Origin of the sequence: Mesorhizobium sp. B2-4-17, assembly GCF_006441275.1 — a bacterium.
Classification (GTDB): domain Bacteria; phylum Pseudomonadota; class Alphaproteobacteria; order Rhizobiales; family Rhizobiaceae; genus Mesorhizobium.
Map to the genome: position 1 here is coordinate 1 of NZ_VFUX01000008.1, position 26,322 is coordinate 26,322.

The 26,322-nt window shown below is 63.5% G+C and carries 27 protein-coding genes; 13 read left to right on the forward strand and 14 right to left on the reverse strand.

Features of this window, described 5'->3' with window-relative positions; genetic code table 11:
* Both FJ548_RS08120 and FJ548_RS08125 read right to left on the reverse strand, forming a co-directional pair.
* Positions 1 to 1,343: cation:proton antiporter (locus FJ548_RS08120; protein WP_140777610.1), on the reverse strand; the 1,343-nt coding region annotated here is incomplete at its 3' end.
* A 216-nt stretch (positions 1,344 to 1,559) separates the two neighbouring features.
* A complete protein-coding gene (locus FJ548_RS08125; RefSeq protein ID WP_140609217.1) occupies positions 1,560 to 2,009 on the reverse strand; it encodes a host attachment family protein in 450 nt (149 codons plus the stop codon).
* A gap of 370 nt (positions 2,010 to 2,379) precedes the next feature.
* Between FJ548_RS08125 and cysG the strand changes: the two genes are divergently transcribed.
* The 6 genes from cysG (at position 2,380) to FJ548_RS08155 (ending at position 8,115) form a co-directional block, all read left to right on the forward strand.
* Positions 2,380 to 3,825 (forward strand): siroheme synthase CysG, encoded by a 1,446-nt coding sequence (gene cysG / locus FJ548_RS08130; protein WP_140764667.1) that lies wholly within the window; start codon positions 2,380 to 2,382, stop codon positions 3,823 to 3,825.
* Positions 3,822 to 4,115, forward strand: coding sequence for a DUF2849 domain-containing protein (locus tag FJ548_RS08135; RefSeq protein WP_140777611.1), 294 nt, complete (start codon positions 3,822 to 3,824; stop codon positions 4,113 to 4,115). The genes cysG and FJ548_RS08135 overlap by 4 nt, the downstream gene beginning before the upstream one ends.
* A gap of 47 nt (positions 4,116 to 4,162) precedes the next feature.
* Positions 4,163 to 5,833, forward strand: coding sequence for a nitrite/sulfite reductase (locus FJ548_RS08140; RefSeq protein WP_140777612.1), 1,671 nt, complete (start codon positions 4,163 to 4,165; stop codon positions 5,831 to 5,833).
* Complete coding sequence (locus FJ548_RS08145) at positions 5,808 to 6,572, forward strand: phosphoadenylyl-sulfate reductase (protein ID WP_140777613.1); 765 nt, start codon at positions 5,808 to 5,810, stop codon at positions 6,570 to 6,572. Before FJ548_RS08140 ends, FJ548_RS08145 begins: the two co-directional genes overlap by 26 nt.
* A 169-nt stretch (positions 6,573 to 6,741) precedes the next feature.
* Complete coding sequence (locus FJ548_RS08150; RefSeq protein ID WP_140695496.1) at positions 6,742 to 7,275, forward strand: DUF934 domain-containing protein; 534 nt, start codon at positions 6,742 to 6,744, stop codon at positions 7,273 to 7,275.
* A 219-nt stretch (positions 7,276 to 7,494) separates the two neighbouring features.
* On the forward strand, positions 7,495 to 8,115 hold the full coding sequence (locus tag FJ548_RS08155) for a DJ-1/PfpI family protein (RefSeq protein ID WP_140695498.1): 621 nt from the start codon (positions 7,495 to 7,497) through the stop codon (positions 8,113 to 8,115).
* 216 nt (positions 8,116 to 8,331) lie between these two features.
* Here FJ548_RS08155 and FJ548_RS08160 read toward each other — a convergent pair whose 3' ends face one another.
* Together FJ548_RS08160 and FJ548_RS08165 are read right to left on the reverse strand one after the other, a co-directional pair.
* Complete coding sequence (locus FJ548_RS08160) at positions 8,332 to 9,354, reverse strand: fatty acid desaturase (RefSeq protein WP_140777614.1); 1,023 nt, start codon at positions 9,352 to 9,354, stop codon at positions 8,332 to 8,334.
* A 93-nt stretch (positions 9,355 to 9,447) separates the two neighbouring features.
* Positions 9,448 to 9,648 (reverse strand): hypothetical protein, encoded by a 201-nt coding sequence (locus FJ548_RS08165; RefSeq protein ID WP_140777615.1) that lies wholly within the window; start codon positions 9,646 to 9,648, stop codon positions 9,448 to 9,450.
* Positions 9,649 to 9,884: 236 nt separating this feature from the next.
* On the opposite strand from FJ548_RS08165, the gene grpE reads away from it, so the two are divergent.
* Positions 9,885 to 10,517, forward strand: coding sequence for a nucleotide exchange factor GrpE (gene grpE, locus FJ548_RS08170; RefSeq protein ID WP_140777616.1), 633 nt, complete (start codon positions 9,885 to 9,887; stop codon positions 10,515 to 10,517).
* 108 nt (positions 10,518 to 10,625) lie between these two features.
* Positions 10,626 to 11,258 carry a trimeric intracellular cation channel family protein gene (locus FJ548_RS08175; RefSeq protein WP_140609342.1) on the forward strand — a complete coding sequence of 211 codons (633 nt, stop codon included), beginning with the start codon at positions 10,626 to 10,628 and terminating at the stop codon, positions 11,256 to 11,258.
* Positions 11,259 to 11,305: 47 nt separating this feature from the next.
* On the opposite strand, the gene FJ548_RS08180 is transcribed toward FJ548_RS08175, so the two are convergent.
* From FJ548_RS08180 to sppA, 10 genes are all read right to left on the reverse strand, one after another.
* The gene (locus FJ548_RS08180) at positions 11,306 to 12,181 is read right to left on the reverse strand and encodes a GNAT family N-acetyltransferase (protein WP_181168741.1); all 876 of its coding nucleotides are present in this window, start codon (positions 12,179 to 12,181) and stop codon (positions 11,306 to 11,308) included.
* 287 nt (positions 12,182 to 12,468) lie between these two features.
* On the reverse strand, positions 12,469 to 14,763 hold the full coding sequence (locus tag FJ548_RS08185; RefSeq protein ID WP_140777618.1) for a PAS domain-containing hybrid sensor histidine kinase/response regulator: 2,295 nt from the start codon (positions 14,761 to 14,763) through the stop codon (positions 12,469 to 12,471).
* A gap of 143 nt (positions 14,764 to 14,906) precedes the next feature.
* Positions 14,907 to 15,896, reverse strand: coding sequence for an MDR family oxidoreductase (locus FJ548_RS08190; RefSeq protein WP_140777619.1), 990 nt, complete (start codon positions 15,894 to 15,896; stop codon positions 14,907 to 14,909).
* 56 nt (positions 15,897 to 15,952) lie between these two features.
* Positions 15,953 to 16,435, reverse strand: a complete 483-nt coding sequence (gene lspA / locus FJ548_RS08195; RefSeq protein ID WP_140777620.1) for a signal peptidase II — start codon at positions 16,433 to 16,435, stop codon at positions 15,953 to 15,955.
* A 13-nt stretch (positions 16,436 to 16,448) separates the two neighbouring features.
* Complete coding sequence (locus tag FJ548_RS08200) at positions 16,449 to 17,306, reverse strand: RNA methyltransferase (RefSeq protein WP_140777621.1); 858 nt, start codon at positions 17,304 to 17,306, stop codon at positions 16,449 to 16,451.
* On the reverse strand, positions 17,307 to 18,398 hold the full coding sequence (locus FJ548_RS08205; protein WP_140777622.1) for a class I SAM-dependent rRNA methyltransferase: 1,092 nt from the start codon (positions 18,396 to 18,398) through the stop codon (positions 17,307 to 17,309).
* A gap of 113 nt (positions 18,399 to 18,511) precedes the next feature.
* The gene (locus FJ548_RS08210; RefSeq protein WP_140777623.1) at positions 18,512 to 19,477 is read right to left on the reverse strand and encodes an ornithine cyclodeaminase family protein; all 966 of its coding nucleotides are present in this window, start codon (positions 19,475 to 19,477) and stop codon (positions 18,512 to 18,514) included.
* Positions 19,478 to 19,514: 37 nt separating this feature from the next.
* Positions 19,515 to 19,847 (reverse strand): DUF1049 domain-containing protein, encoded by a 333-nt coding sequence (locus FJ548_RS08215; protein ID WP_140609183.1) that lies wholly within the window; start codon positions 19,845 to 19,847, stop codon positions 19,515 to 19,517.
* A gap of 54 nt (positions 19,848 to 19,901) precedes the next feature.
* The gene (locus tag FJ548_RS08220) at positions 19,902 to 20,186 is read right to left on the reverse strand and encodes an integration host factor subunit beta (RefSeq protein WP_006200394.1); all 285 of its coding nucleotides are present in this window, start codon (positions 20,184 to 20,186) and stop codon (positions 19,902 to 19,904) included.
* Positions 20,187 to 20,264: 78 nt separating this feature from the next.
* Positions 20,265 to 21,221 (reverse strand): signal peptide peptidase SppA, encoded by a 957-nt coding sequence (gene sppA / locus FJ548_RS08225; protein WP_140777624.1) that lies wholly within the window; start codon positions 21,219 to 21,221, stop codon positions 20,265 to 20,267.
* A 357-nt stretch (positions 21,222 to 21,578) separates the two neighbouring features.
* On the opposite strand from sppA, the gene lptC reads away from it, so the two are divergent.
* The 5 genes from lptC (at position 21,579) to raiA (ending at position 26,281) form a co-directional block, all read left to right on the forward strand.
* Positions 21,579 to 22,274: an LPS export ABC transporter periplasmic protein LptC gene (lptC, locus tag FJ548_RS08230; RefSeq protein WP_140777625.1), complete on the forward strand. Its 696-nt coding sequence runs from the start codon at positions 21,579 to 21,581 to the stop codon at positions 22,272 to 22,274.
* 4 nt (positions 22,275 to 22,278) lie between these two features.
* Positions 22,279 to 22,869 (forward strand): LptA/OstA family protein, encoded by a 591-nt coding sequence (locus tag FJ548_RS08235; RefSeq protein ID WP_140609177.1) that lies wholly within the window; start codon positions 22,279 to 22,281, stop codon positions 22,867 to 22,869.
* The gene (lptB, locus tag FJ548_RS08240) at positions 22,869 to 23,687 is read left to right on the forward strand and encodes an LPS export ABC transporter ATP-binding protein (RefSeq protein WP_140609175.1); all 819 of its coding nucleotides are present in this window, start codon (positions 22,869 to 22,871) and stop codon (positions 23,685 to 23,687) included. The genes FJ548_RS08235 and lptB overlap by 1 nt, the downstream gene beginning before the upstream one ends.
* A gap of 216 nt (positions 23,688 to 23,903) precedes the next feature.
* Positions 23,904 to 25,430: an RNA polymerase factor sigma-54 gene (rpoN, locus tag FJ548_RS08245; RefSeq protein WP_140777626.1), complete on the forward strand. Its 1,527-nt coding sequence runs from the start codon at positions 23,904 to 23,906 to the stop codon at positions 25,428 to 25,430.
* 266 nt (positions 25,431 to 25,696) lie between these two features.
* Complete coding sequence (raiA, locus tag FJ548_RS08250) at positions 25,697 to 26,281, forward strand: ribosome-associated translation inhibitor RaiA (RefSeq protein ID WP_127279801.1); 585 nt, start codon at positions 25,697 to 25,699, stop codon at positions 26,279 to 26,281.
* The last annotated feature ends 41 nt before the right edge of the window (positions 26,282 to 26,322 follow it).

The window sequence follows — 26,322 nt, forward strand, 5'->3', positions numbered from 1 at the left end:
GTCTTCGGTGGTGGGCCGTCTTCCTTTTGAAAAGTCGAGGCAACCGAGGCCACCTGGCCTGGTTCGGTCGCCGGACCGACCGGCTTTGTGTCCGCCGGCTCTGTCGTCCTGGCGGCACGAGCCTCCAGCCACGGCTTCATCCAGTCGATGACCAGGAACATCAGCGGATTGAGCACGATCGATAGGATCGCACCGGCCAGGATCAGGTCGCGCCCTTGTTCGGGCAACAGTTTCAGCCCGACGCCGAGTTCCGCCAGGATGAAGGAGAATTCGCCGATCTGGGCAAGGCTGGCCGAAATCATCAAGGCTGTGGCCAGGGGATAGCCGAAGGCGACGACGATGACGAACGCCGCCAGCGACTTGCCGATGACGATGATGGCGAGCGTGGCCAGGATCGGCAGTCCGTTGCTAATGAGGCTGAACGGATCGAACAGCATGCCGACGGAGACGAAGAACAGCACTGAAAAGGCATCGCGCAGCGGCAGCGATTCTTCCGCCGCACGGTGGCTGAGCTCCGATTCGCTCATGATCATGCCGGCGAAGAAGGCGCCCAATGCGAGCGACACACCGAACAGCTTGGCCGCGCCGAAGGCGACGCCGAGCGCAATGGCCAGCACCGAGAGACGGAACAGTTCGCGCGACCCGGTATGGGCGACATAGTGCAGGATCCAGGGAATGACCCGGCGGCCGACCACCAGCATGACGATGACGAAGGCGGCGACCTTGGCCAGCGTGATGCCAACGACGCCCCAGATGCCGTAGCTGGCCGGCAGCGACAGCAGGCCGCTCGAGTGCACATCCGCCTGCTCCTGGCCACCCAGTATACCGGCAAGGGCCGGCAGCAGCACCAGCGCCAGCACCATGGCCAGATCCTCGACGATCAGCCAGCCGACGGCGATGCGGCCGCGCTCGGTCTCGATCAGGCGGCGCTCCTGCAGGGCACGCAGCAGCACCACGGTGGAGGCCACCGACAGCGCCAGGCCGAACACCACACCCGCGCCCATCGGCCAGCCGAGCATCCAGGCAAGCCCGATGCCGAGCAGCGTGGCAAAGCCGATCTGAACGATCGCGCCCGGCACGGCGATGGCGCGGACCGACAAAAGATCCTTCAGCGAGAAGTGCAGGCCGACGCCGAACATCAGCAGGATGACGCCGATTTCGGCCAGTTCGTTGGCAAGACTGGCATCGGCGACGAAGCCGGGCGTGTTCGGCCCGACCAGCACACCGGCTACGAGATAGCCGACCAGCGGCGGAATGCGGAAACGGTTGGCGAGAGCGCCAAAGATGAAAGCGAGCCCCAGACCGGCGACGATGGTGGCGATAAGGGGCGTGTCATGCGGCATTGTGTTTTGCGCGCCTTTCAAGCTGACGATGTCGGATATGCGCCGCCCGGAGCCGCCGCCTCATGCGCAATATGGTGGAAGGGGCGACGGTGACGCAACCCGCAAGGGCGCGAAAAACGGCGGTGGGGCGACAAATACTCGAGCGGGCCGAAAGGCTGCCGGTCCGGTCGAATGCCAGCGCGGTGCGCGCCTCCCTGGCCGACGGACCGTCCGCGGTCAGACTGCCTGCAACAGAGCCTCGATCTCAGGGATGGCGTGGTTGGTCATCGTCTTTGGAATTTCCCCCGCGACCTTGTCCTCGACTTCCTTGTGCAGCTTCTTGCGCATGGCGCCGAGCACTATCGGCGGAGCGACGAGAACGATGCTGTCGAAGGCGCCGCCATGGGCGAGCTTGTAAAGCCGGCCGGCGATCTCGTCGGCGAAGCGTTCCTTGCCTATGCGGTGCCAGTCGGTATCCTCGACCGCGCTGCGGTGCACGGAGGGGCCGTCATTGTATCGGCCGGGGCTGTCGGTCCCTTGCTCGCGCGTGGGCGGGTTTTCCTGCTCCACCACCTGTATGACTTCAAGGTTGGGATACTTGCTGTCGCCGACATTCTTGAGGAAGAGCGCCTTTTCGCCGTCGGCCACCAAAACCCAGATACCGTGCTTCAACCTGATCGTATTCATGATAGCGCTCCTTCTTGAGTATGAGACTATTCGGAACGCGTTCCAGCCCGGCAACGTTCCAACCCAAGGTGAACCGAAAGCCGTGGCGGCGGACCCCAAGGATCGGCGGACATCTTTAATCTACAAAAATAGTAGAAATTGAAAAAAAGCTGTTTTGCGAGGCAGGACGCCGACGGCTAAAATCCGCTAAAATGAAGGCTCGAACCGGCTACTTGACGCCGCCCACGCCCACCGTGCGGAATATTTTTCTCCTGCCTTTCGCCGTTGCGGAAAAGCGATTGCCTGCCATCACCGGATGCGCGAGTGCTTTGCTTCTGGTTTTTCGCGCCCGGGCGTAAAACCGCGACACTGTTCCTGGATTGCGTTTCACATGCCGCAGGTCGATGCCAAGCTCAACGCCTTTCCCGTCTTCGTGCGGGTCGAGGGTGAAGCTGTGGCCGTTGTCGGCGGCGGTGATCAGGCGCTGGCCAAGGCGCGGCTGATCGGACAGTCGAGCGCGGTCCTGCGCATCATCGCCCAAAATGCCGAACCGGATCTGCTTGCCTTCATCGCCCAGTCCGGTGCCAGCCATATCGCGGCGGCCTACGATGTCTCACAACTTGACGGTGCGGTCATGGTGTTTGCCGCCAGCGGCGATGGGGAGCTTGACCGCCGCGTCGCAGCGGACGCGCGCCGGCTGGGTATTCCGGTCAATGCCGTCGACCGGCCGGAACTCTGCGATTTCTTCACCCCTGCGCTGGTCAATCGCGCGCCGGTCGCCATCGCCATCGGCACCGAAGGGGCAGGCCCGGTGCTTGCCCAGATGCTGCGCAGCCGCATCGACCGCATGCTGTCGCCGTCGTTCGGTGGGCTGGCGGCGCTCGCTGCTTCGTTCCGCGCCGCCGCCGAGAGACTGCCCAAAGGCAATATTCGTCGCCGGTTCTGGAGCGACTTCTTCGGCGGTGCGCCGGCGCGTGCCATAGAGGCTGGCGAGCTTTCGCGAGCGTATGAGGCGGCGACTGATCTGCTCCTGTCGAACGCGCCGGCATCAGGTCACATCGCGCTGGTTGGCGCCGGCCCGGGCGCCGAGGATCTGCTGACGCTGCGGGCGCATCGCCTGCTGATGGAGGCCGATGTCATCGTCCATGACGCGCTGGTGCCGGAGGCGGTTATCGCCATGGGCCGACGTGATGCCGAGCGCCTGGCGGTCGGAAAACGCAAGGGCTGCCATACCAAGAGCCAGGCCGAAATCAATGCGCTGCTGGTGGAACTTGGCCGCCAGGGCAAGCGGGTGGTGCGGCTGAAGTCGGGCGATCCGCTGGTGTTCGGCCGCGCCGGCGAGGAGATGGCGGCACTGCGTGACGCCGGCATCGCCTATGAGGTGGTTCCGGGTGTCACTGCGGCCTTTGCCGCCGCCGCCGATTTCGAGCTGCCGCTCACCTTGCGCGGTGTCTCCTCGTCGATGGTTTTCACCACCGGCCACGATCTGAAGGGCAATTCGCTGCCGGACTGGGCCAGGCTCGCCATTTCCGGCGCCACGGTCGCCGTCTATATGGGCCGCTCGGTCGCCGCCGAGGTTGCCGGCCGGCTGATCGAAGCCGGTCTTTCGCCGGATACGGCGGTCGCCGTGGTCGAGAATGCCAGCCTTGCCAACCGCCGCCGTTTCCATGGCACGCTGGCCGATCTGCCGTCGCTGGAAGCACGGGCCGATCTTTCCGGCCCGGTCATGACCATTATCGGCGATGCCGTCGCTGGGGCCAATTTCGAGCGATCCGAGCCGCTCGCGGCACACAGGGTTACAGGTGCGTCCGTCGCTGCCGAAGGAGTTCAGCCATGAAGATATTGACCGCCAATCGCCTCGGCGACGGCATTGCCGTCTGGTACGCCGATGGCGGCTGGGCCGAGACGGTGGATCAGGCGGACCTTGCCCACGACAAAGCTGCCGAGGATCGCCTGGAGGCGATCGGCGCCAGGGCGTTTGCCGCCAACGAGGTGGTCGACGTCAACCTGATCGACGCGGAAGTCGTTGACGGCGTGGTCGAGCCCGTGCGGCTGCGTGAGAAGATCCGCGCCGCGGGCCCGACGATCCGTGGCGACCTCGGCAAGCAGGCCGAGCGGACAGCCTAGCCAGAAATACCAAGTGAAACGGGCGGACGCGCCCTGAAAGACGAAGCATGTACCGTTACGATGAGTTCGACCACGATTTTGTCCAGGCCCGCGTCGCCGAGTTCAGCGACCAGGTCCAGCGCCGGCTGTCCGGCGAGATCACCGAGGACCAGTTCCGGCCGCTTCGGCTGATGAACGGCGTCTATCTGCAACTGCACGCCTATATGCTGCGCATCGCGGTGCCCTATGGCACGCTGAACGGCAAGCAGTTGCGCATGCTCGGCCACATCGCCCGCAAATACGACAAGGGCTACGGCCATTTCACCACGCGTCAGAACATCCAGTTCAACTGGCCGGCCCTGTCGGACATTCCGGCGATCCTGGGTGATCTGGCAAGCGTGGAGATGCACGCCATCCAGACCAGCGGCAATTGCATTCGCAACGTTACCGCCGACCATTTTGCCGGGGCTGCCGCCGACGAGGCCGCCGATCCGCGCCCCTATGCGGAGATCCTGCGGCAATGGTCGTCGGTGCATCCGGAATTCTCGTTCCTGCCCAGGAAATTCAAGATCGCGGTGACCGGTGCCGAGCGCGACCGCGCCGCCATCCAGACGCACGACATCGGCCTCCATTTGAAGAAGAATGCCGCCGGCGAACTCGGCTTTGCCGTCTATATCGGCGGTGGCCAGGGCCGCACGCCGATGGTGGCGCGAAAAATCCGTGACTTCCTGCCGGAAGCTGACCTTCTGTCCTACTGCACGGCGATCCTGCGCGTTTACAACCTCTACGGCCGCCGCGACAACAAGTACAAGGCGCGCATCAAGATTCTCGTCCATGAGACCGGCGTTGAGGAAATCACCCGGCAAGTCGAGGCCGAGTGGCAGGAGTTGAAGGACGCCGACCTTAAACTGCCGGATGCCGACATCCGCGCCATTGAGGCCTATTTCGCGCCGCCGGCACTGACCGGGCGGCCGGGTGGCGACGAGGCCGTGAAGCTGGCCCGCCTCGATTCCAGGGGCTTCTCGGAGTGGCTCGACCAGAATGTGGTGACGCACCGCCATCCCGACTACGCGGCGGTGACGATTTCGCTGAAGGGCATCGGCGACGTGCCGGGCGACGCCTCGGACAGCCAGATGGAGGCGGTGGCCGACATCGCCGAAAAATACGCCTTCGACGAGCTGCGCGTCAGCCATGAGCAGAATCTGATCCTGCCGCATGTGGCGCGCGCCGACCTCAAGGCGGTCTATGACGCCCTGGTCGCCATCGGCTTGGCGACAGCCAATTCCAACCTGATCTCGGACATCATCTCGTGCCCGGGCCTCGACTATTGCGCGCTGGCGACGGCGCGCTCGATCCCGATCGCCCAGGAAATCTCGCGCCGCTTCGCCTCGCTGGAGCGGCAGCGTGAGATCGGCGAACTGAAGCTGAAGATCTCAGGCTGCATCAATGCCTGCGGCCATCACCATGTCGGCCATATCGGCATCCTCGGCGTGGAGAAGAAGGGCTCCGAGCTCTATCAGGTGACGCTTGGCGGCTCCGCCGACGAGAACACGTCGGTCGGCGAGATCATAGGCCGCGGCTTCTCGTCCGATGAGATCACCGATGCCATCGAGACGATCGTCGACACCTATCTCGGCCTTCGGCTCGACCCACAGGAAAAATTCATCGACGCCTACCGCCGTGTCGGTCCCGCGCCGTTCAAGGAGGCGCTCTATGCTGGCGAAGCCAAGGCCGCTTGACCGTATAGTCGATGTCGATGACGGCGTCGCCGCCAAGGCGGCGGGGCTCGACGCGCTCTACGGCCATCTGAAGCCGCTCGAGATCATCGAACGCACGGCCGGCGAACTGTTCCGCGACGAAATCGCGGCCGTGTCGTCTTTCGGCGCTGATTCCGCCGTGCTGCTGCACATGATCGCCGAGATCGACCGGTCGCTGCCGGTCATCTTCCTCGACACCGGCAAGCATTTCGAGGAGACACTCGGCTACCGCGACGCGCTGGTCGCCGATTTCGGGCTGACCAACATCCAGGTCATCAAGCCGGAGGAGGCAGCACTCGAGCGGATCGACTCGACGGGCAATCTCCACCAGAGCGACACCGATGCCTGCTGCAATGTGCGCAAGATCGAGCCGCTGGCGCGTGGGGTCGCACCCTTCCGCGCCTGGTTGACCGGGCGCAAGCGTTTCCAGGCCTCGACACGGGCAGCACTTCCGGTGTTCGAGGCCGTCGGCCCGCGCATCCGCATCAATCCGCTGGCGCATTGGACGACATCGGATCAGGCGGACTATATGCGCGCGCATGTGCTGCGCGAAAATCCGCTCGTCGCCTATGGCTATCTGTCGATCGGCTGCTTCCCGTGCACGCAGCCGGTGCAGCCGGGCGAGGACGCGCGCAGCGGCCGCTGGGCAGGTCATGCCAAGACCGAGTGCGGCATTCACCTGTCGGGGCTGGAGAAGTCGCTGACCGACGCATCGCTATAGGGTATGTTGCCATTCAGGTGATGCCGGCCTGCAACCGGCGGCTTCCTGCGCTTCCGGTGCTCGCGTACTTCAAGTACGCTCCGCTCCGGTTCTCGGAAGCAGCCGTTTTCGACGTGGCCTGACCTGAATTTCAACACACCCTTGAGCTCTTCGAATTTTGGGAATTTTGATGACTGGACCGACGACACCGGAGACCCGGCTTTGGACACCGGAGGGTTTTCGCGAGGATGAGTGGGCCCATGCCGAAAACGCGGACGCGCTTTCCGGCAATGGCCGCTTCATCCTGCCGCTGCAGCCGTTCCTCGATCTTGATCCGGAGGTGCGCCTTTCCGCCAGGGAGCGGCTCGGCGTCCTGCTGCAGCCCGGCGACCAGCTCGAGAAGATCGCCGACTTGCTCGACCAACTGTCGCTGGTGGCGCTCGCTTTCCCGGCTTTCAGCGACGGTCGCTCCTTCTCCAAGGGCGAATTGCTGCGCAGCCGCCACCATTTCGAAGGCGCGGTGCGCGCGACCGGGCAGGTTCTTGTCGACCAGTTGCCGCATATGCTGCGGCTTGGCTTCGACGAATTCGAGATCTCGAACCCTGTGCTGTTGAAGCGCCTGGAAGAGGGCCGCACAGGCGGGTTGGGACTCTATTACCAGCCAGCCGCGGTGCCGGAGCCGAAGGGCCCGAAATATTCCTGGCGGCGCCTTCGCAATAGCTGATGCAGCAGTAATTCCGCGACCGCTTGGCCTCGGGTCTGGTCGAACCAGTAGTGCCCATATTCGTTTTTTACGAACCGGTCTTGTGGCGCCGTCGCCCATTGACGAAGAAACTGGTCGTACCAATTGTACGATTTGCGCTTCCCCTTTCATCATCCTGCCCTTAGGATAGGCTCTTTATTTCGTGACCCGAAATAAATGGCCGCAAGGGAGGAACCGGGAATGGCTGGCAAGAAGATACTGATGCTCGTTGGCGAGTTCAGCGAGGAATATGAGATTTTCGTTTTCGAACAGGCCATGCATGCCGTCGGACACACCGTCCACGTCGTGTGCCCGGACAAGAAGGCGGGCGATGTCCTGAAGACTTCGCTGCACGACTTTGAAGGCCACCAGACCTATACGGAAAAGCTCGGCCACGACTATATCCTCAACAAGACGTTTGCCGAGGTGGATCCGGCCAAATACGACGCCGTCTACGCGGCGGGCGGGCGCGGACCGGAATACATCCGCATCGACAAGCGGGTGCAGGCGCTGGTGCGGCATTTCCACGAGGCCGGCAAGCCGATCTTCACCATCTGCCATGGCGTGCAGATCCTGATCGCGGTCGATGGCGTGGTAAGGGGCAGGGAAGTGGCCGCGCTCCACTATTGCGAACCGGAAGTGACGCTGGCCGGCGGCATCTACATCGATGTCGCGCCGACCGGCGCCCATGTCGACGGTAATCTGGTGTCGGCCAAGGGGTGGCCCGGCCTGTCCAACTTCATCCGCGAATGCCTGAAGGTGCTGGGCACGGAAATCCGCCACGGCGAGATGCTGATGCGCGACGAGCGCCAGGCGGCCTGAGGCTTAGAGCAGTTCACCGTTTCACGGAAACGGCAATCTGCTCTAACTTCTTGTTTTGATGCAATTCCGGACAGAAAACCGTCTCACACTTTTCCTGGAATTGCTCTAAGCTACAGTATCGTTCGCCGCCGCTTTCAATCACGTGAAAGTCCGGCGCTGCCCCTCATCCGCCTGCCGGCACCTTCTCCCCGTATAGTGACGGGGAGAAGGTAAGCGCTATGCCGCCGCCCGTGCTTCACGGAACGACACCAGCTTGCGGCGGTTTTCGTCCCACAATGCCAGTTTGACGCAGCGCAAGCTCTCGAGCAGCGTGACGCGACCGATGCCGCGCAGCTCCGGATAATCGCGCAGCACTTCCTGCAGACGGTAGCCCGGCACCTTGGCGGAGAGGTGGTGTACGTGGTGGACGCCGATATTGCCGGTGAACCAGTTCAGCACCGGCGGCAAATCGTAATAGGACGAGCCATGCAAGGCGGCGCGCTGGAATTCCCATTCGTCATCCTTTGCCCATTCCGTCTCCTCGAACTGGTGCTGGACATAGAACAGCCAGATGCCGGCCGAACCGGCGAGAATGACGATCGGCAGATGGACAACTAGGAACGCACCGGGGCCAACGGCCCAGATGAGCAAGGCCGCCGCAAGCGCGATGGCGAGATTGGTGGTCATTGACGACACCCAGGGTGTCAGCCCGCCGCGCATCATGCCGACAGGCAGCCTTTGCGAGAAGATGAACAGCCAGATCGGCCCGAGACCGAACATCACCAGCGGATGGCGGTAAAGCCGATAGGCCAGGCGGCCACGCCAGGACATCCGCCGGTATTCGGCAACGGTCAGGGTCCGGATGTCGCCCATGCCGCGCTCGTCGAGATTGCCGGCGCCGGCATGATGTGTCGCGTGGGCACGGCGCCAGCAGTCGTAGGGCGTCAGCGTCAGGACGCCGAGCGCGCGGCCGATCCAGTCGTCGGCAACACGATTGGCGAAGAAGGAACCATGGCCGCAATCATGCTGGATCATGAAGATGCGCACCAGGAACCCGGCCGCCGGAAGGATGAGGACCAGCCCCCACCAATGGCCATAGGCATAGGCGGCCGAAGAGAGCGCCCAGAGCGTGGCAAATGGAATGAGGGTGATGGCGAGTTCGATGGCACTGCGCCGCCGGTCCGGCTTCTTGTAGCGCGCCAGAATCTTCAGCCAGGCGCGCTTGCTGTTAGCGGCCGCGTCGGGGGAAATCATGTTCATCACGAACCATAGGCGGGGCGTGCCGCCGCCGCAAGGCGACTATCACGCGAAATTACCGCGCGTAATTGTCGCGTAAGAATCCTGGCGAGAGCCTTACTGGCGTCGCCAGCTTACGTCCCCATCCTCCAATCGGTCGAGGCGGTCGAGCAATTGCCTGAAGCGGTCGGGAATGTCGGCCTCAGTGCGGAAAGCCGGCAAGGTGCGCAAAAAACGGGTCATCGCCTCGGCACCGAACTGGCGCCGGACCTCCGTGGCGAGCCGTTCTCCCTTTTCAGCCTTGTTGCGGGTCATCATTTCAAAATCCTATGTCGGTTCCGAAACTCCTCCAGCAAGGGAATGGTTCCCGCATCACGCCCTTGTGGCAAGCAAAGCCAGCAAGTACGGTAAAATTTGAATTAAAATCGAAGTATCACCGCGGTCACGGCTTAGTGCCGGCCAAAGGCCGAGGGGCGCTTACCCCTTGATTTTTGGCCGCCGAACCTCGATATCGGGCACAAAATCCAGACCATTCGAGATAACGGGAAACGGCGATGAGCGACCAGGCAAAAGACGAACGCGTGCCCAGTGAAGCGGAGGCGGCCGAGGCCAATGCCGTGCGCACGGAAGGCAGCATCGATGGCGACTATGAAGCGCTTGTGCGGCTACTGAAGGAAAATGAAGAGCTGAAGGACCGCGCTTTGCGTGTCGCGGCCGAGATGGAGAACCTGCGCCGCCGCACCGCGCGCGACGTGCACGACGCGCGCACCTATGCGGTTGCGAATTTCGCGCGCGACATGCTGTCGGTGTCGGACAATCTGCGCCGCGCGCTCGACGCCATTCCCGCCGAGGCCAAGGCATCTGGTGATGCCGGTTTCAAGGCACTGATCGAAGGCGTCGACCTGACCGAACGCGCCATGCTGTCGGCGCTGGAACGGCATGGGGTCAAGAAACTCGCTCCGGAGGGCGAGAAGTTCGATCCCAATTTCCACCAGGCGATGTTCGAAGTGCCCAATCCCGATGTGCCGGCCAATACGGTGGTCCAGGTCGTGCAGCCAGGCTATTCGATCGGGGAGCGCGTGCTGCGCCCGGCCATGGTCGGCGTCGCCAAGGGCGGACCCAAGATCGCCGCCGAGGCACCCGTCGAGCCGGGGCCGGTCAATGAGCAGGCCGAGAAGGACGCGTAGTAAGGGATAGGCAGTAGGCAGTAGGAAACTAAGGGGACGTATCAATCGCACGGCTTCGTGCTATTCATACGCCAATCTCCAATCCCCACTGCCTACTGCCTCATGTCTTTGAATCCCATCGCCCTTCTCGATTATGCCGGCGTTGCCGTTTTTGCGGCGACCGGGGCGTTGGCCGCGTCTCGCAAACAGCTCGACATTATCGGGTTCTTGTTTCTGGCCAGCATCACCGGGATCGGAGGCGGCACCTTTCGCGACCTCATCCTCAATGTGCCTGTCTTCTGGGTGGTGAACCGCGACTATGTGCTGATTTGCGCTATCGTGGCGGTCCTGGTCTTCTTCACCGCGCATCGGGTCGAGTCCCGTTACAAACTGCTGCTGTGGCTCGACGCCATCGGGCTTGCAGCCTTTTCGGTGATGGGCGCGGCGAAGGGGCTGGCAATCACCGGTTCGCCGGTGGTTTCGATCATCACCGGCATGCTGACCGCGACCTTCGGCGGCATATTGCGCGATCTCCTGGCAGGGGAACCTTCGGTGCTGCTGAGGCCGGAGATCTATGTCACGGCCGCTCTGGCGGGCGCCGCCATCTTCACCCTGGGCGATGTCGCCGGATTGCCGCAGATTGTCTCCGGTTTGGCCGGCTTCGCCGTGGCGTTCGCCGTGCGTGGTGGTGCGCTGCGCTTCGGCTGGGCGTTTGCGTCCTACAAGAGCCGGCCCGGCCGGCGGCCCGAAGACATTCCGTAAGGGTGACTAGGGATTGGTCAGTCAGTGCTAGTTATCACTGCTGCTCACTAGGCCGCGAAGCGCTGCGCCTCTCCGCCATAATAGTTGACGTAGCGGGCACCGATCTCCTTGACCGGCATCACCACGAAGACGTCGACCGTCGAGAATTCGCGATCGATGACGCAGCCGTCGCCGATGCGGGCGCCGACCCGCAGATAACCCTTGACCAAGGGCGGCATCGCCGCGATTGCCGCCTTGGCGTTGACCGCCTCGATCGGCATAAGGTCCATGGAGCAATAGCGCCCGGATACGGCGCGCACATCCCAGGCCGAGTTGGTCCGGCAGTGATGGGCAAGATAGGTGAGCGCCTCGGCATGCGCGGCCGGCACGGTGCCGTGGAAGGAAGCGCAGCCGGTCATCACGCCGATCTCGTAGTGATTGATGTAGGCCCAGATGCCCTGCCACAGCGCCTCGATGGTGCGCTTCGACCGGTACTCGGGCAAAACACAGGAACGGCCGAGTTCGAGAAAACGCTGGCCGGGATGACGGGCGATGAGCTTGGTCAGCTCGAATTCGCCTTCGGAATAGAAGCCTCCGGCAGCGGCCGCGATCTCTTGCCGCAGCAGGCGGTAGGTGCCGACGATGCGGCGGTGCTCGGGACCGGAAATCGAATTGTCGAAGACAAGCAAATGATCGCAGAGCGGATCGAACCGGTCGGCGTCACGCCGATCCTGCGCCTGGTACAGATCCTTCCTGGCGCCAAGCTCGTCGTAGAAAACACGGTAGCGCACTTCCTGCGCGGCCGCGATCTCGGCCTCGTTGCGGGCAAGCCGCACTTCGAGGTTGCCGATACGGCCGAGCGCTGCGCCCTTCATGACGGAATCGACGTTACGCCCGGCGAGCAAGGCGCTGCTGGCGTTCGGCCGAGTGTCACATTCCGGCATAACTGTATGCACGAGTGATTCTCCTTCGAGCCATCCCTCTTGGCACGGGGATACGGTGTAGGTGCAACAGGATTGTGACAGTACCGTGATACGCCGTCGCGGGCAATACTTCGTCGGCTGGCGAAAACGGTCAACCGGCTATGTTCGGTGAGCAGAGTCGAGGCGCCCCGCGTCCGCACGGATCGAGGCGACGCGCCTCAAGCCATTGTTTTCATGGATGTCATCCTCACGGAACCAGGGCGGCTTTAAGGCGACATGCATTCGCGGCGCGGCCGGAAAAAAACAGCTCAGGCGGCCACCTGGCTCTCGACAGCGGTGACCAGGGCGTCCGGGTCCAGCGGCTTGGTCACGAAGCCGCTGGCGCCATGGGCGAGCACGGCATGGCGGGTCTTTTCCTGACTGTCGGCCGACAGCACCATGATCGGCACGGGCGCCACGGCCGTTTCTTCCTCATGGCGGCGTATGGCCGCAATTGCGTCCAACCCGTCCATGATCGGCATATGCAGGTCCATCAGCACCACGTCGAAGCGGTGCTTATGTCCGGCGCTGGTGATGGCCTCGACGGCGGCCTTGCCGTTGCCGACCACCTTGACGCGATGCCCGGCCTTCAACAACGTGGCGCGCGCCAGCATGGCATTGATGTCGTTGTCTTCGGCGATCAGCACGGAAAGGCCCTGCTGGCGCTCGCCGGCGGCGCGAAGCGCCGGGATGCGGCGCATTTCCGGATGGGGCTGGGCCAGAGCCGACGCATGGTTGCTCAAAAGCACACGCAAAAGTGTTCCTCCGCGCACCGGCCGGGCCAGGAAGGTCGCGTAGCCGCTGGCGCGGAATTCGCCAAGCATGCCGCGGTCGGTCGGCGCGATCAGCGTGACGGCTTCGCAATCGGAAAGGCCGCTTTGGCGCAACCGCTTGAGCAGACGTCCGTCGCTCTCCTCCATGGCCGCGTCAACCAAAAGCACGTCGCAGGCATCGGCAAAGGACGCGGCCTGCGCCACGGTGGTGGCGATCCCGGCGGTGCCGCCATTGGCGCGGATGGTGCGAGCGATGGCGTCGGCTTCAACGGTGTTCTTCGACAGGATCACCGCGCGCCTGCCGGCAAGGGCATTGAGCCGGCCCTGTGGCGCCTCGGTGGCTGCTATGGCCGGGATTTCGAAGACGAATTCCGATCCCTGGCCAAGCCGGCTGGAGACCGAGATCGTGCCGCCCATGGCAGCCACCAGGCGCTTGGAGATGGCAAGTCCAAGACCGGCCCCGCCATGCGCGCGCGTCGACGTGCCGTCGGCCTGCTCGAATTCCTCGAAGATGCGCTCCATGTCCTCGTCGCGCAGGCCGGGACCGGTGTCGGCGATGGTGAAGCAGATGCGGTCGCTGGTCTCGGTGCGGGCACGCGCCACGCTGACCAGCACGCCGCCGCTGTCGGTGAACTTGATGGCGTTGCCGATGAGGTTGAGCAGCACCTGCCTGACCCGGCCCGGATCGGCGGTGATCATTTGCGGTACGTCCGGCTCGACGTGACAACCGAGGCCGATATCCTTGGCGAAGGCGCGCGCCGCCAGCAGTTCGATGATGTTCTCGGCGATCTCGCGCACCGACATGGGCTGCGGTTCCGGATCGAAGCGTCCGGCCTCGATCTTGGAATAGTCGAGCAGGTCCTCGATCAGGGCGAGCAGGGCGCTGGCGGAGGTCGAGATGGCGCCGACATAGGTCTGCTGCTCCGCCGACAGGCTGGTGTCGGCCAAGAGCCTCGCCATGCCCATGATGCCGTTCATCGGCGTGCGGATTTCATGGCTGACGGTGGCGAGGAAGCGCGATTTGGCCTGGCTGGCATATTCGGCTCGCTCGCGCGCTGTAATCAGCGAGGATTCGGCGCGCTTGCGGGCGGTGATGTCGCGGGCGATGGCGCGATGCGAAACCGCGCCGCTGTCCTTCTCGCGCACCGACAGCTCGATCCACGAGAACCAGCGCGGGCCGCTCGGCGTGCGGATGGCGACGTCGGTGGAGCTCAGGCACTCGTGATCGGAAAAGGCGGCATCGGGAACGATGCCGACTTCGATGCCGAGTTCGGCCAACGTCTTTCCGGCAAGGTCGCGCTGATCGGTACCGACCAGATCGGCGAACACCTTGTTGGCATAGACGATGTAACCGTCGCGATCGCGGTGGATGACGAGGTCGCCAAGCGCGTCGATGAGACCGCGAAAGCGCTCCTCGCTTTCCTGCATCTCCCACATGCGGTCGGCCAGCGTCTCGATCTCGGCGCGGCTGCGGGCAGTGGTCTCGTCAAACAGCACCGCGGTACGATGGACGCGACGTCTGGCGTGTAGATGCATGGCAAGGCCAGCGAGTCCGGTCGCCAGCAGCGCGAGGCTGATGAAGATCGGCGCGCCGGTCAGATGCGACAGGCCCGCCAGCGCCAGGATGACAACGAAGGTCAGGAGCGGCAGGCCTTGCTGCCTGGCCGATTGCTGTTCGGGTACCAGCGGTGGCGCGGCGACAAACCGCCGTGCCGCCATCGGCGCCGGCGCGGATACCGCATCGGCGTCGTCGCCAGTGTCCGCCCGTTGGCTGCCGGATTCCGCGATCATGCGAAATCCTTGCCAGACAGAGATTATGGAAAATTGCGGCGGATCGTTCGAATTTTAGCAGATAGGGCGTTTTTGTTCCCGCAGCGACGGGTTCTCCACCGGATTCGGCAATTCCGTCCGCCGCCAGCGATCGGCGAGGCCGGTCACATGTCGACGACGACGCGTCCGCGGATCTTGCCGTCGACGATATCGCGTGCCGCATCGATAATGCCATCGAAGCCGATGGCCGTGGACAGGTTGGCAAGCTTCTTCAAGTCGAGATCGGTGCCGATGCGACGCCAGGCCTCGAGGCGCACGGTCTTCGGCGCCATCACCGAATCGATGCCGAGCAGCGAGACGCCGCGCAGGATGAAGGGGGCGACACTTGCCGGCAGGTCCATGCCGCCGGCCAGGCCGCAGGCAGCGATGGCACCGCCATAGGAGGTCATCGAGAGAACGTTGGCCAGCGTGTGGCTGCCGACCGAATCGACGCCGCCGGCCCAGCGCTCCTTGGCCAGCGGTTTGGCGGGCTGGTTGAGCTCGTCGCGCGATATCACCTCGGCGGCGCCGAGGTTGATCAGATAGGGGCTTTCGGCATTGCGGCCCGTGGACGCAACGACATGGTAGCCGAGGCTGGACAGGATCGAGATCGCGACCGAACCGACGCCGCCGGCCGCGCCCGTCACCACCACGGGGCCGCGATCGGGCAGGATGCCGTGCCGTTCCAGCGCCATGACAGAAAGCATGGCGGTGTAGCCAGCGGTGCCGACCGCCATCGCATCGTGCGGGCTCATGCCTTTCGGCAGCGGCACCAGCCAGTCACCGTTGATACGGGCGCGCCCCGCATAGGCGCCGAAATGGGTCTCGCCGACGCCCCAGCCGTTCAGGATGACCTTGTCTCCCTTGCGCCAGTCGGGATTGGAAGAGGAGATGACGGTGCCGGCGAAGTCGATGCCCGGCACCAGCGGCCAGCGGCGGACCACCGGCGCCTTGCCGGTAATGGCCAGTCCATCCTTGTAGTTCACCGTCGTCGCCTCGACCGCGACGGTGACGTCGCCCTCCATCAGGTCGGCGTCGGTGAGGTCCGTCACGGCTACCGACTGCTTTTTGTCGGCGTCGCGCGAAACGAGGATGGCTTTGAAGGTTTCGGACATCTTTTTCTCCGCGAGCTTGCTTGTCGGGGTGACTGTGCGGCGATGGCCGCGTCGGGTCAATCGTTCGAAGGCGTGGGCTCGCGCCGCCAGCCGATGAGTTCGTCGAAGACGACGAGTGCCGCGCCCACCGAAATGAGGGCGTCGGCGAGGTTGAAGACGGCAAAGGACCAAACCGGCGTTTGAAACAGGATGTAATCGATGACGTGGCTGTAAACGGCGCGGTCGATCAAATTGCCCAGCGCACCGCCGATGATCAGTGCAAAGCCGGTGCGGGCGACGACATGACCTGACGGCGTACGGGTGGCGAGATAAAGTACGAAGGCGACGACCAGCACGGCGATGACCACCAGGCCAGTGTCGCCGAAGGAGGAGAACATCGAGAAGGCGATGCCGGTGTTGTAGGTGCGAAACAGCGCCAGGAACGGCAACAGATCGAGCTTTTCCTGGAAGGGCAGCCCGGCTTCGACCAGATGTTTTATCCATTGGTCGAGCGCGATGGCCACGACGACGAGCAGGGCGTAGGGGGACCACGATTTCAAGGTTGGATAGCCCTCACTTGGAGTCCGCGATGGGGTCGAGCTTCAGCGCACCGCGCCGGATCTCGAACAGCATGATGCCGGTGGCGACGGCGAGATTGAGCGAATCGGCGCGGCCGGCTTGCGGAATCCTGAGCAACCTGTCGCAACTGGCCGCCAGGCTTTCGGGCAGGCCCTGCTGCTCGTTGCCCATCATCAGCAGCACCGGTCCGCGGGAAAAGTCGACCGAGCGGTAGTCGACCGCGCCTTTCAGATGCGTGCCGGCGACGAGGCCTGAAAACCCGCCGCGCCAGGCAAGGAAGGCCTCGGTCGTTGCCTTCGCCACCGGCACGGCGAAGATCGAGCCCATGGTGGCGCGCACCGTCTCCACCGAAAAAGGATCGGTGGTGTCGCCGACCAAGATGACACCCTTGGCGCCGACGGCATCGACGGTGCGGATGACGGTGCCGAGATTGCCGGGGTCGCGCACCCGGTCGAGTGCCACCCAGACATCGCCATTGCCGGCGCGGATGTCCTTCAGTGTCTGGAATTTCTGCGAGAAGACGCCGACCACCATTTGCGGATTGTCGCGGCGAGTGATGGCGACAAGCACCTTTTCCGATACTTCGAGCACCGTGCCGCCGGCGGCAACCGTGCGCGCGGCGACCTTCTCCACCGCCGGGTTGCCGCGTCCGGCCTTGGCGAAGACCAGGGTCCTGATCTGCCAGCCCAGGTCGAGCGCATCGATGACCAGCCTCAGTCCCTCCGCCATGAAGGCGTTCTGCTGGTCACGGAATTTCTTCAAGGCGAGTGCCTTGATGTCCTTGACGAGCGGATTGGCGAGGCTGGTGACTTCCTTCACCTGGCCGGGTGCGCCCGCGTGCCGCTCGTTCATTCAGGCCACCCAACGCGAAAACAGTGATGTCGAAAGCGCCCGGCCGGCGGACTTTTCACGGATGATCAGCTCACCCGATTCGACCCTGCCGCCCATGCCGGCAAAGGTGTCGCGCATCAAGGCATGGATGGCAAAGAAAGAGGCGCGGATCGAATAGGCGGTCAGCACCACGGCAAGCGGCTTCGGCGTCAGGATCGCGCGGCAGAGATCGGTCAATGCCGGCAGGTCCTCGAACAATTGCCAGACCTCGCCCTTGGGACCACGGCCATAGGCGGGCGGATCGAAGAGAATGATGTCATAGCGGCTGCCGCGGCGCTCCTCGCGTTCGGCGAATTTCACCGCGTCGTCGACGATCCAGCGGATCGGCTTGTTGTCGAGCCCCGCCATCTCCTGGTTTTCGCGCGCCCAGCCGATCGCCTTCTTCGAGGCGTCGACATGGGTGACCTCGGCGCCCGCGAGGGCTGCTACGAGAGACGCGAGGCCCGTATAGCCGAACAGGTTCAGCACCTTGACCGGCCGCTTCGCCGCCGCGATCAGCCCGGCCATGTGGTCCCAGTGCGAGGCCTGCTCCGGAAAAACGCCGACATGGCGAAACGAGGTGAAACGGCCGAGATAATCAATGCCGTCATGCTTCATCGGCCAGGTTTCGCCGAGTGGCGTCCTGGGAAAGCGCCAGCGGCCAATGCCTTCCTCGTCGGTATCGCCGGTGAAGATGGCGTCGGCGCGTTCCCAGTCCTTTGCCGGCAAGGCCTTCTGCCAGATCGCCTGGCCCTCGGGCCGCACGATGCGGTAGGGGCCGTATTGTTCAAGCTTCTGGCCGGAGCCGCTGTCGAGCAGCGCATAATCGGCGTTGGGCACCACTTCGAGGATCAGCGGAAGCTGCTCGGCCGGCAGGGCGCCATCGCGACGGGTAAGGATGCGCGGCGCGGACCTCGGTTCAAGCTGGTTATCCGGTTTCAAGTCACGCGGTTCGCGCGGCCTGGCGTCTGTTTTGACCGCTGGCCGATTCTCCTGCGGGCGCGGCTGTGCGGCCCCACCCTTCGCCGGCTGGTGCGGGCGGCCGTCGCGGCGTTTGTCGCGAAAAGACTTCAAGAGGCAGCATCTCCGGCGGTTCGGCCCGCTTCTGCCACAGCTATGCCCTTGTGCGCAACAAACGGCGATTGTGGAACGGCTGGCGACTGGGGCCGCGAAGAAGCTCGCAGATGTTACGGCTTGAGCGCCGTGTAAACGGCAATGCCGGCGGCAAGGTCCTCGAGCGCGGCGCCGACCGACTTGAACAGCGTGATCTCGTCAGTGCTCTCGCGGCCCTTCTTCTGATTGCGTGCGAGTTCGTGCAGGTCGGCGATGATGGCTTCCGGTTTCAGGATGCCGGAGGCCAGTGGCTGGACGATGTCGCCGGCCTCCTTGGTGGCGCCGGCGCGGGTGTCGACATAGACACGGGCGCGTGCAATCGCGTCGTCATCGCTTTCGCGCATCGTCGGGGTGAAGCTGCCGACCAGGTCGACATGGGTTCCCGGCCGCAACAGCGCGCCCTTGATAAGCGGGGTGGTGGTGATCGTCGCGGAGGAGACGATATCTGCCTGGCCAAGCTCAGCATCGAGATCGATCGCGGCGCTGGCGGCGAAGCCCTCGGCGCGCAGATCGGCCGCGACTTTCTCGGCATTGGCCGGGGTACGGTTCCAGATGCGGATGATTTTGATCCGCCGCACCGCCGAATGCGCCTTGGCGAGGAACGGCGACAGGGCGCCGGCGCCGACTACAAGCAGGCGTGAAGCATCGTCACGAGCGAGATAGGACGCCGCGAGCGCCGAGGCGCAGGCCGTCCGCCACTGCGTCAGCCGCTGGCCGTCGATCAGGGCTTCCGGTTCGCCGGTGCTGCCGTTGAGCAGAAGATAGAGTCCCATCACGGCGGGCTTGCCGATGGTGTTGTTATCGGGCGAGACGGTAACGATCTTGACACCGATGTGCCCCCCCGCCGAAGTGCCGGCGGAGTTGAAATCGGTCCATGCCGGCATCAGCAGCAAGGTCGAGGCCGCACCATCGGGCCGTTCGACCGCGTGATGATGCCTGACGGGCTGCACCGCACCCTCTCGAAACGCGGTGCGCAACGTTTCGACGAGTCCAGGAAAGGTCAGCGCACGGTCGACCTCGGCGGCCGAAATGGTCAGCATGAAAAGCTCCGTGAAACGAAAGGCGCCGGCCGGCGGTTCAATTGCTCGGCTTCGGCAGCACCGGTCCCTGCGGCGCCGCAGGCGTGCGGCTGACCGCCTGGCGCAGGTTTTCCGCCTCGACGCCACGCTGACGCGCCAGCTTGCGGTAGCGGCCCTGCTTGACCCAGGTTGCCAGGCTGCCGACGATCATGCCGATGGCCAGCGCCAGGAACAGGAAGATGAACAGCGGCAAGGTGAGCGTCAGCTTCGGATTGCCGGGGTTGAACGGGTCCAGCGTGAAGGCGACGAGTTCGCGGTTGGCGACGGCCAAAGCGATCAGGATGATCGCTAGAGGCACGAAGACCACGATGAGCATGAAGCGATTGAGCATGATATCTTCCGTCGCAAGCGGGCCCGACAAGGCCGTCTGGCGCTGATGTTGCGCCTACTTGCCGCCGTTCAGCCTTTCGCGCAATTCCTTGCCGGTCTTGAAGAACGGCACCCATTTCTCCTCGACCTCGACCGATTCACCGGTGCGCGGATTGCGGCCGGTGCGCGCGGGGCGGTTTTTCACTGAAAAGGCGCCGAAGCCGCGCAGTTCGACCCGGTTGCCTTCGGCAAGGGCGTCGGTGATTTCATCGAAGATCGCGCCGACGATGTTTTCGACGTCGCGCAGGAAAAGATGCGGATTGCGCGTGGCAATAATCTGCACAAGTTCGGACTTGATCATCAGACGGGTCCCCGTGAAAGCCGTGCGGCCAAAATTATCAGGATGATTTTGTTTGTTTTTTCAGTCCCAAGCGGCGTCTCAAGGGTGCCAGACGGAAACGAGACCGTCAAGAAACAAGCGGTCGGCGCCGAGTTCGTGGATGACGTCGCCGCTGTAGTCAGGCAGGCCGAGCGCGCTGCCGATCGTTTTCACCATGGCCTTTGACCAGAAGAAGCCTCCGCGCCGTTCGGTGTTCTTCCACTCGACCACCTTGAGTTTGGCATCGACCCCCTTGGTCGCCAGCCAGTCGATGGCCTCGGTCTCGCCGCCGACGGAGTCGATCAGGCCGTTGGCGACACCCTGGCGGCCGGTGAAGATCGAACCGTCGGCAAGCGCCAACGCTTGTTCATGGGTCATCTTGCGGCGCTCGGCGACGATCCCGACGAACCAGTCATAGCTGTCGAGGATGAGCTTGCGGACCATGGCACGCTCGTCGTCATTGGTCGGCTTGAAGGGAGACGGCGAGGCCTTGAGCGGCGAGGATTTCACCTCCTCCAGCTTGACGCCGAGCTTGTCCATCAGGCCGCTGACGTCGGGATACTGGATCAGCACGCCGATCGAACCGACGATCGAGGTCTTGCGGGCGACAATGTGGTCGGCGGCACTGGCGATCATATAGCCCGCCGAGGCGGCGAGCGTGCCGACTTCGGCCACTACAGGCTTGTCGGCGGCCACCTTGCGCACCTCCTCAAAGATCGATTCGCCGCCGACAGTGGTGCCGCCGGGCGAATCGATCGCAAGGATCACGCCTTTTACCTTCGACGACTGGCGGATGGTCTCCAGCCGCTTGATCAGTTCGTCATCCTCGGTGATGGTGCCTTCGATCCTGACCTTGGCGATATGGTCGACAGTCGACCCGCCGAAATCGTCGCGGTACAGCCAGGCCGAGAGCATAATCACCCCAAGCGCCACGATGCCGAAGGCCGCGACACGCCAGAAAGTCAGCTTGCGCCGCAAACGGCGGCGGTCGATCAGGTCGTCGGCTCTCATTGCCATGGTCAGCCTCACAATCGGCGGGAAGAGATGCTTTTAGACCATGATGCCCACATCGGGAAGCAGTTCCGTCTTCCCGATGGCGCGGCAATCCGCGCGCGCCGATCCTCAGGCTGTCCATTTTGTGACTGGCCTGGGCAACGGACCCAAGGTAAAGGGAGGAACAGCAGCGATGAAAAACGACGCAACGGCGTCCATTTCTGCTATGAAGTACCGGTTGTTGTGCTGACCTGGTTTTCGTTTGTACAACGGCAGTTGTCACATTTTTGCGCGTTTCGTCGGCTTGTGCTTGCTTGAGGGCGCTGGCATCCCACCTATAGGCGGTGCTCCGGGCGGGCAGGGTTTTAGAAGAAAGCAGTCATGTTAGCGCGACCGAATGAACCGACCAGCCCCGAGACGGAGTTGGCTCCCCCGGCGGATGGCCGGACACGGAGCGATGCGTTCGACCGCGCCCAGCGTCATTCGCGCCGCGTGCGGGTGCTCAAATTCGCGGTGCCCTTGGCTGCGGCGTTGATCGCCGTCGCCTTCCCCGTCTATTCCTATCTTGCGGCGCCCGTCTCCGTCGCGGTGCAGGCCGAAGGCACCGCTTTTTCCAACGGCAAGCTGGTGATGGCCAATCCCAAGCTCAACGGTTTCACCAAACAGAAGCAGCCCTATTCGATGACGGCCCTGCGGGCGATACAGGATGTCAGCACGCAAGGCATCATCGAACTCGAAGGCATAGACGCCAAGGTTCCGGTCGGGCCAGACAATGTCGCGGCGGTCAAGGCCTCGCAGGGCACCTACGATCGCAACGGCAATACCATGAAATTGACCAGTGACGTCTCGATAACCACGACCGATGGTATGCAAGCCAAGTTCAAATCGGTCTTCCTCGACATGGGCAAAGGCACTATGAAGACGGATGATCCCGTCGATGTCAGTCGTGGCGGGTCGCAGATCACGGCGGATTCCTTGTCGGTCCAGGACAATGGCAAGATTCTGGTGTTCGAGAACAGGGTGCGCGTCAACATCGATCCCGCCAGTCTGAAGGCGGCTGAGGCAAAGGGCGAATAGGCGAATGTGGCTCAACAGTTCGACACGGCTTGCGGCCGCAACTTCGGCGCTGCTCCTGCTTAGCCTGACGCCGTCGCTGGCGCAGTCCAGTGCCACCAGTCAGGTGTCAGGCCTCAAACTGGCCGGCGATAAGCCTATCCAGATCGAGAGCGACAAGCTTGAAGTGCGGCAGGCCGAGAATGTCGCCATCTTCACGGGCAATGTCACGGTCGCCCAAGGGCCGACGCTGATGAAGGCCGGCAAGATGATGGTCTATTACGTCAAGGATCCCAACGCAGCGGCCAAGGGCACGGAAGCCGCGGGGGCGGCGATGACCGGCTCTGCCAACATCGACCACCTGGAAATCTACGACAAGGTCTACATCAAGTCGGATCAGCAGGTCGCGACCGGCGATCAGGGTAGCTTCGACATGAAGAGCCAGGTGCTGGTGCTTTCGGGCAAAAAGGTCGTTCTGTCGCAAAACGACAATGTCCTGGTCGGCTGCAAGCTGACCGTGCAGATGAAAAGCGGGCTGGCTCAGGTCGACCCATGCGCTGGGCAGCGTGTCCAGATGTCGATCACGCCGCCGCCGAAATCGGGAGCGACGAACCCCTGATGGCCAGCCTGTCGTCGCTGACGGCGCGTCTTCCGGGACGGGCCGCAGGCAAGGTTTCGGCTCCGGCCACAATCACTGCCGACAAGGCCAAGTTCAAGGGAACCTTGATCGCCAAGGGCCTGACCAAGAGCTATAAGGGCCGCAAGGTCGTCAGCGGCGTCACGCTGGGCGTGCGTGCCGGCGAGGCCGTCGGGCTGCTCGGCCCCAACGGCGCCGGCAAGACAACCTGTTTCTACATGGTCACCGGCCTGGTGCCGGTGGATGAAGGCACGATCGAGATCGACGGCTTCGACGTCACCTCGATGCCGATGTACCGTCGCGCGCGCCTCGGCATCGGCTATCTGCCGCAGGAGGCCTCGATTTTCCGTGGCCTCAACGTCGAGCAGAATATCCGCGCCGTGCTGGAAGTGGTCGAAAAGGACCGCAAGGTGCGCGAACGCAATCTCGACGAACTGCTCGAGGAATTCCACATCAGCCATCTGCGCAAGGCGCCATCCATGTCGCTCTCCGGCGGCGAGCGGCGCCGCCTGGAAATCGCGCGCGCTCTGGCGACGCGCCCGGCCTACATGCTGCTCGACGAGCCTTTTGCCGGCATCGATCCGATCGCTGTCGCGGATATCCAGCAATTGGTGCGCCATCTGACGGCACGCGGCATCGGCGTCCTCATCACCGACCACAATGTGCGCGAGACGCTCGGTCTGATCGACCGCGCCTATATCATCCATGCCGGCCAGGTGCTGACCCATGGCCGCGCCGACGAGGTGGTGGCGAACCCCGACGTGCGGCGGCTTTATCTGGGCGAGGGTTTTACGCTTTAGGGCTGTTCAGCATCGGTAGAATCGATGAACCGCTCCTGGTCACGATTTTGCGTGTGACCGCCTGTATTTCCGCGATTTTCGCCAGGCTAACCGTCCGGTAAGCGGGTTTTGCTAGCCTTCGCCTTGACAAGCAAAAGCCGGGCCAGTTTCTATGGCCGGCCGCGAAATTCATTTCCGGCAGTCCGGACGCGTAGAGGAGGCGTTTGAAACCGAACTATGGCGTTGGCGGCGAAACTACAGCTCCGACAGTCGCAGTCGCTGGTGATGACGCCGCAGCTGATGCAGTCGATTCGGCTGCTGCAGTTCACCCATGTCGAACTCGAGCATTTCATCGACGAGGAGATCGAACGCAACCCGCTGCTGGAGCGCGCGGAGCCGCAGGACGATGCTGTCAGCGACCAGGCGCAGAAAACCGAGGTGGAGCCGCAAGCGGCCGCCGACGGCGACTGGTTCGAGAACGAGGCGGGATGGAGCGCCGAGGCGATCTCGGAAAAACTCGATACCTCACTTGAGAACCTGTTTCCCGACGATCCCGGCACCAGCGAGCGGCTCGGACCCGACCTGACGGCACAATGGAAATCGGCCTCGGGCAATGGCGGCGGCTCCTCGTCCGAGGGGCTCGACGTCGGCGACATGGCGGCGAGTGCCGTCACCTTGCGCGACCATGTCGGCGAGCAGATCGCGCTCGCCTTCGCCGGTCCCGCAGCGCGGCTGATCGCCGGGGAACTCGCCGACAGCCTGGACGAGAGCGGCTATGCCAGGGCCGATTTTGCGGAAATCGCTAGGCGTCTGGGCACTGACGACACCGCCGTGGGCAGGGTCCTGGCGGTGTGCCAGACCTTCGAGCCGGCCGGCCTGTTCGCCCGCGATCTTGCCGAATGCTTGTCGCTGCAGCTTGCCGTTCGTGATCGCCTCGACCCGGCGATGCAGGCCCTGGTGGCCAATCTCGAACTCCTGGCGCGGCGCGATTTCCAGGCGCTGAAGCGGATCTGTGGCGTCGACGAGGAGGATTTGCTCGATATGCTGGCCGAGATCCGGGCACTCGATCCGCGCCCGGGCATGGCTTTTTCAGGCGGCGCCAGCGACGCCATTGTCGCCGATGTCGAGGTGCGCGCGGCCAATGACGGCAGCTGGACGGTCGAGCTCAACGCCGAAACGCTGCCGCGCGTGCTGGTCGACCATATCTATTTCGCCCAGGTCTCGCCGCACGCCAAGAATCAGGCGGAAAAGGACTTTCTGGCCGAGTGCCTGCAAAACGCCAACTGGCTGACGCGCAGCCTCGACCAGCGGGCAAAGACGATCCTCAAAGTGGCCTCGGAGATCGTGCGCCAGCAGGATGCCTTCCTGGTCCATGGCGTGCGCCACCTGAAACCGCTCAACCTGCGCACGGTGGCTGATGCCATCGGCATGCACGAATCGACGGTCAGCCGGGTCACCGCGAACAAATACATGCTGACCCCGCGTGGCGTGTTCGAGCTGCGCTATTTCTTCACCGCCTCGATCGCCGCGTCGGGCGGCGGCGACGCGCATTCCTCGGAAGCGGTACGTGACCGCATCAAGCAACTGATCGACGAGGAGAAATCTGTCGACGTGCTGTCCGACGACGCGATCGTCGACATGCTCAGAGAAAGCGGCGTCGATATCGCCCGGCGCACGGTCGCCAAGTACCGGGAAGGCATGAATATTCCGTCTTCCGTGCAGCGCCGGCGCGAGAAGCGGGCACGCGCCAGCGCCGGCCGTTAGGCCCTTGCGATTTTCCACAGCTCTCGAGCTTTATTGACAAGGCGCGGTGAAGTGGCTAGAAGCCCGCCCGCATGAGACGGGCTTGATGCCCGCTAGCGGATGGTCCGTCACGACAATGGCCCCGGGATGGTCAAGAAGGCGGCTTGTGATCAACCGGAAAGTTCGGATTTAAATCGGCGCGAGTGACGCCGCAAAGCTTGTGCGCACGGATCACGAGTATAAACTCGGGCCAGTTTGAAGCCTGAGCAAGGAAGGTCAGTTTTCAGATGAATCTGCGCATATCGGGAAAGCACATGGATATCGGTGATGCGTTCCGCACACGCATCAACGATCGTGTCGGTGAAGCGATCGGCAAATATTTCGATCGCGGCTTCGCGGGGCACGTCACCGTCATCAAATCGGGCTCGCGCTATTCGGCGGATTGCATGATCCGGCTGGATTCCGGCGCCTCGCTGCAGGCCACCGGCGATGCCCAGGATCCGACGCTGGCCTTCGAGGCCGCGGCCGATCGGCTGGAGACCCGGCTTCGGCGCTACAAGCGCCGTCTGAAATCGCACAATTCGGGCAATGGCAATGGCGAGTTGACCGACATTGCCTATACCGTGATGGCACCGCTTGCCGATGACGACGAGGAAATCCCGGAGGATTTCGCACCGGCCATCGTCGCCGAATCGACCATGACGCTGAAGACCATGTCGGTGGCCTCGGCCGTCATCGAGCTCGATACCAAGGACAGTCCGGTGGTTGTTTTCCGCAATGCCGGAACCGACCATCTCAACATCGTCTATCGCCGGCCCGACGGAAACATCGGCTGGATCGATCCGTCCACGACCAAAGTCGCACAGGGATAAAAGCCAGCCGCACGAGGGGTGGGGACTGGCGCGGCAGGCGA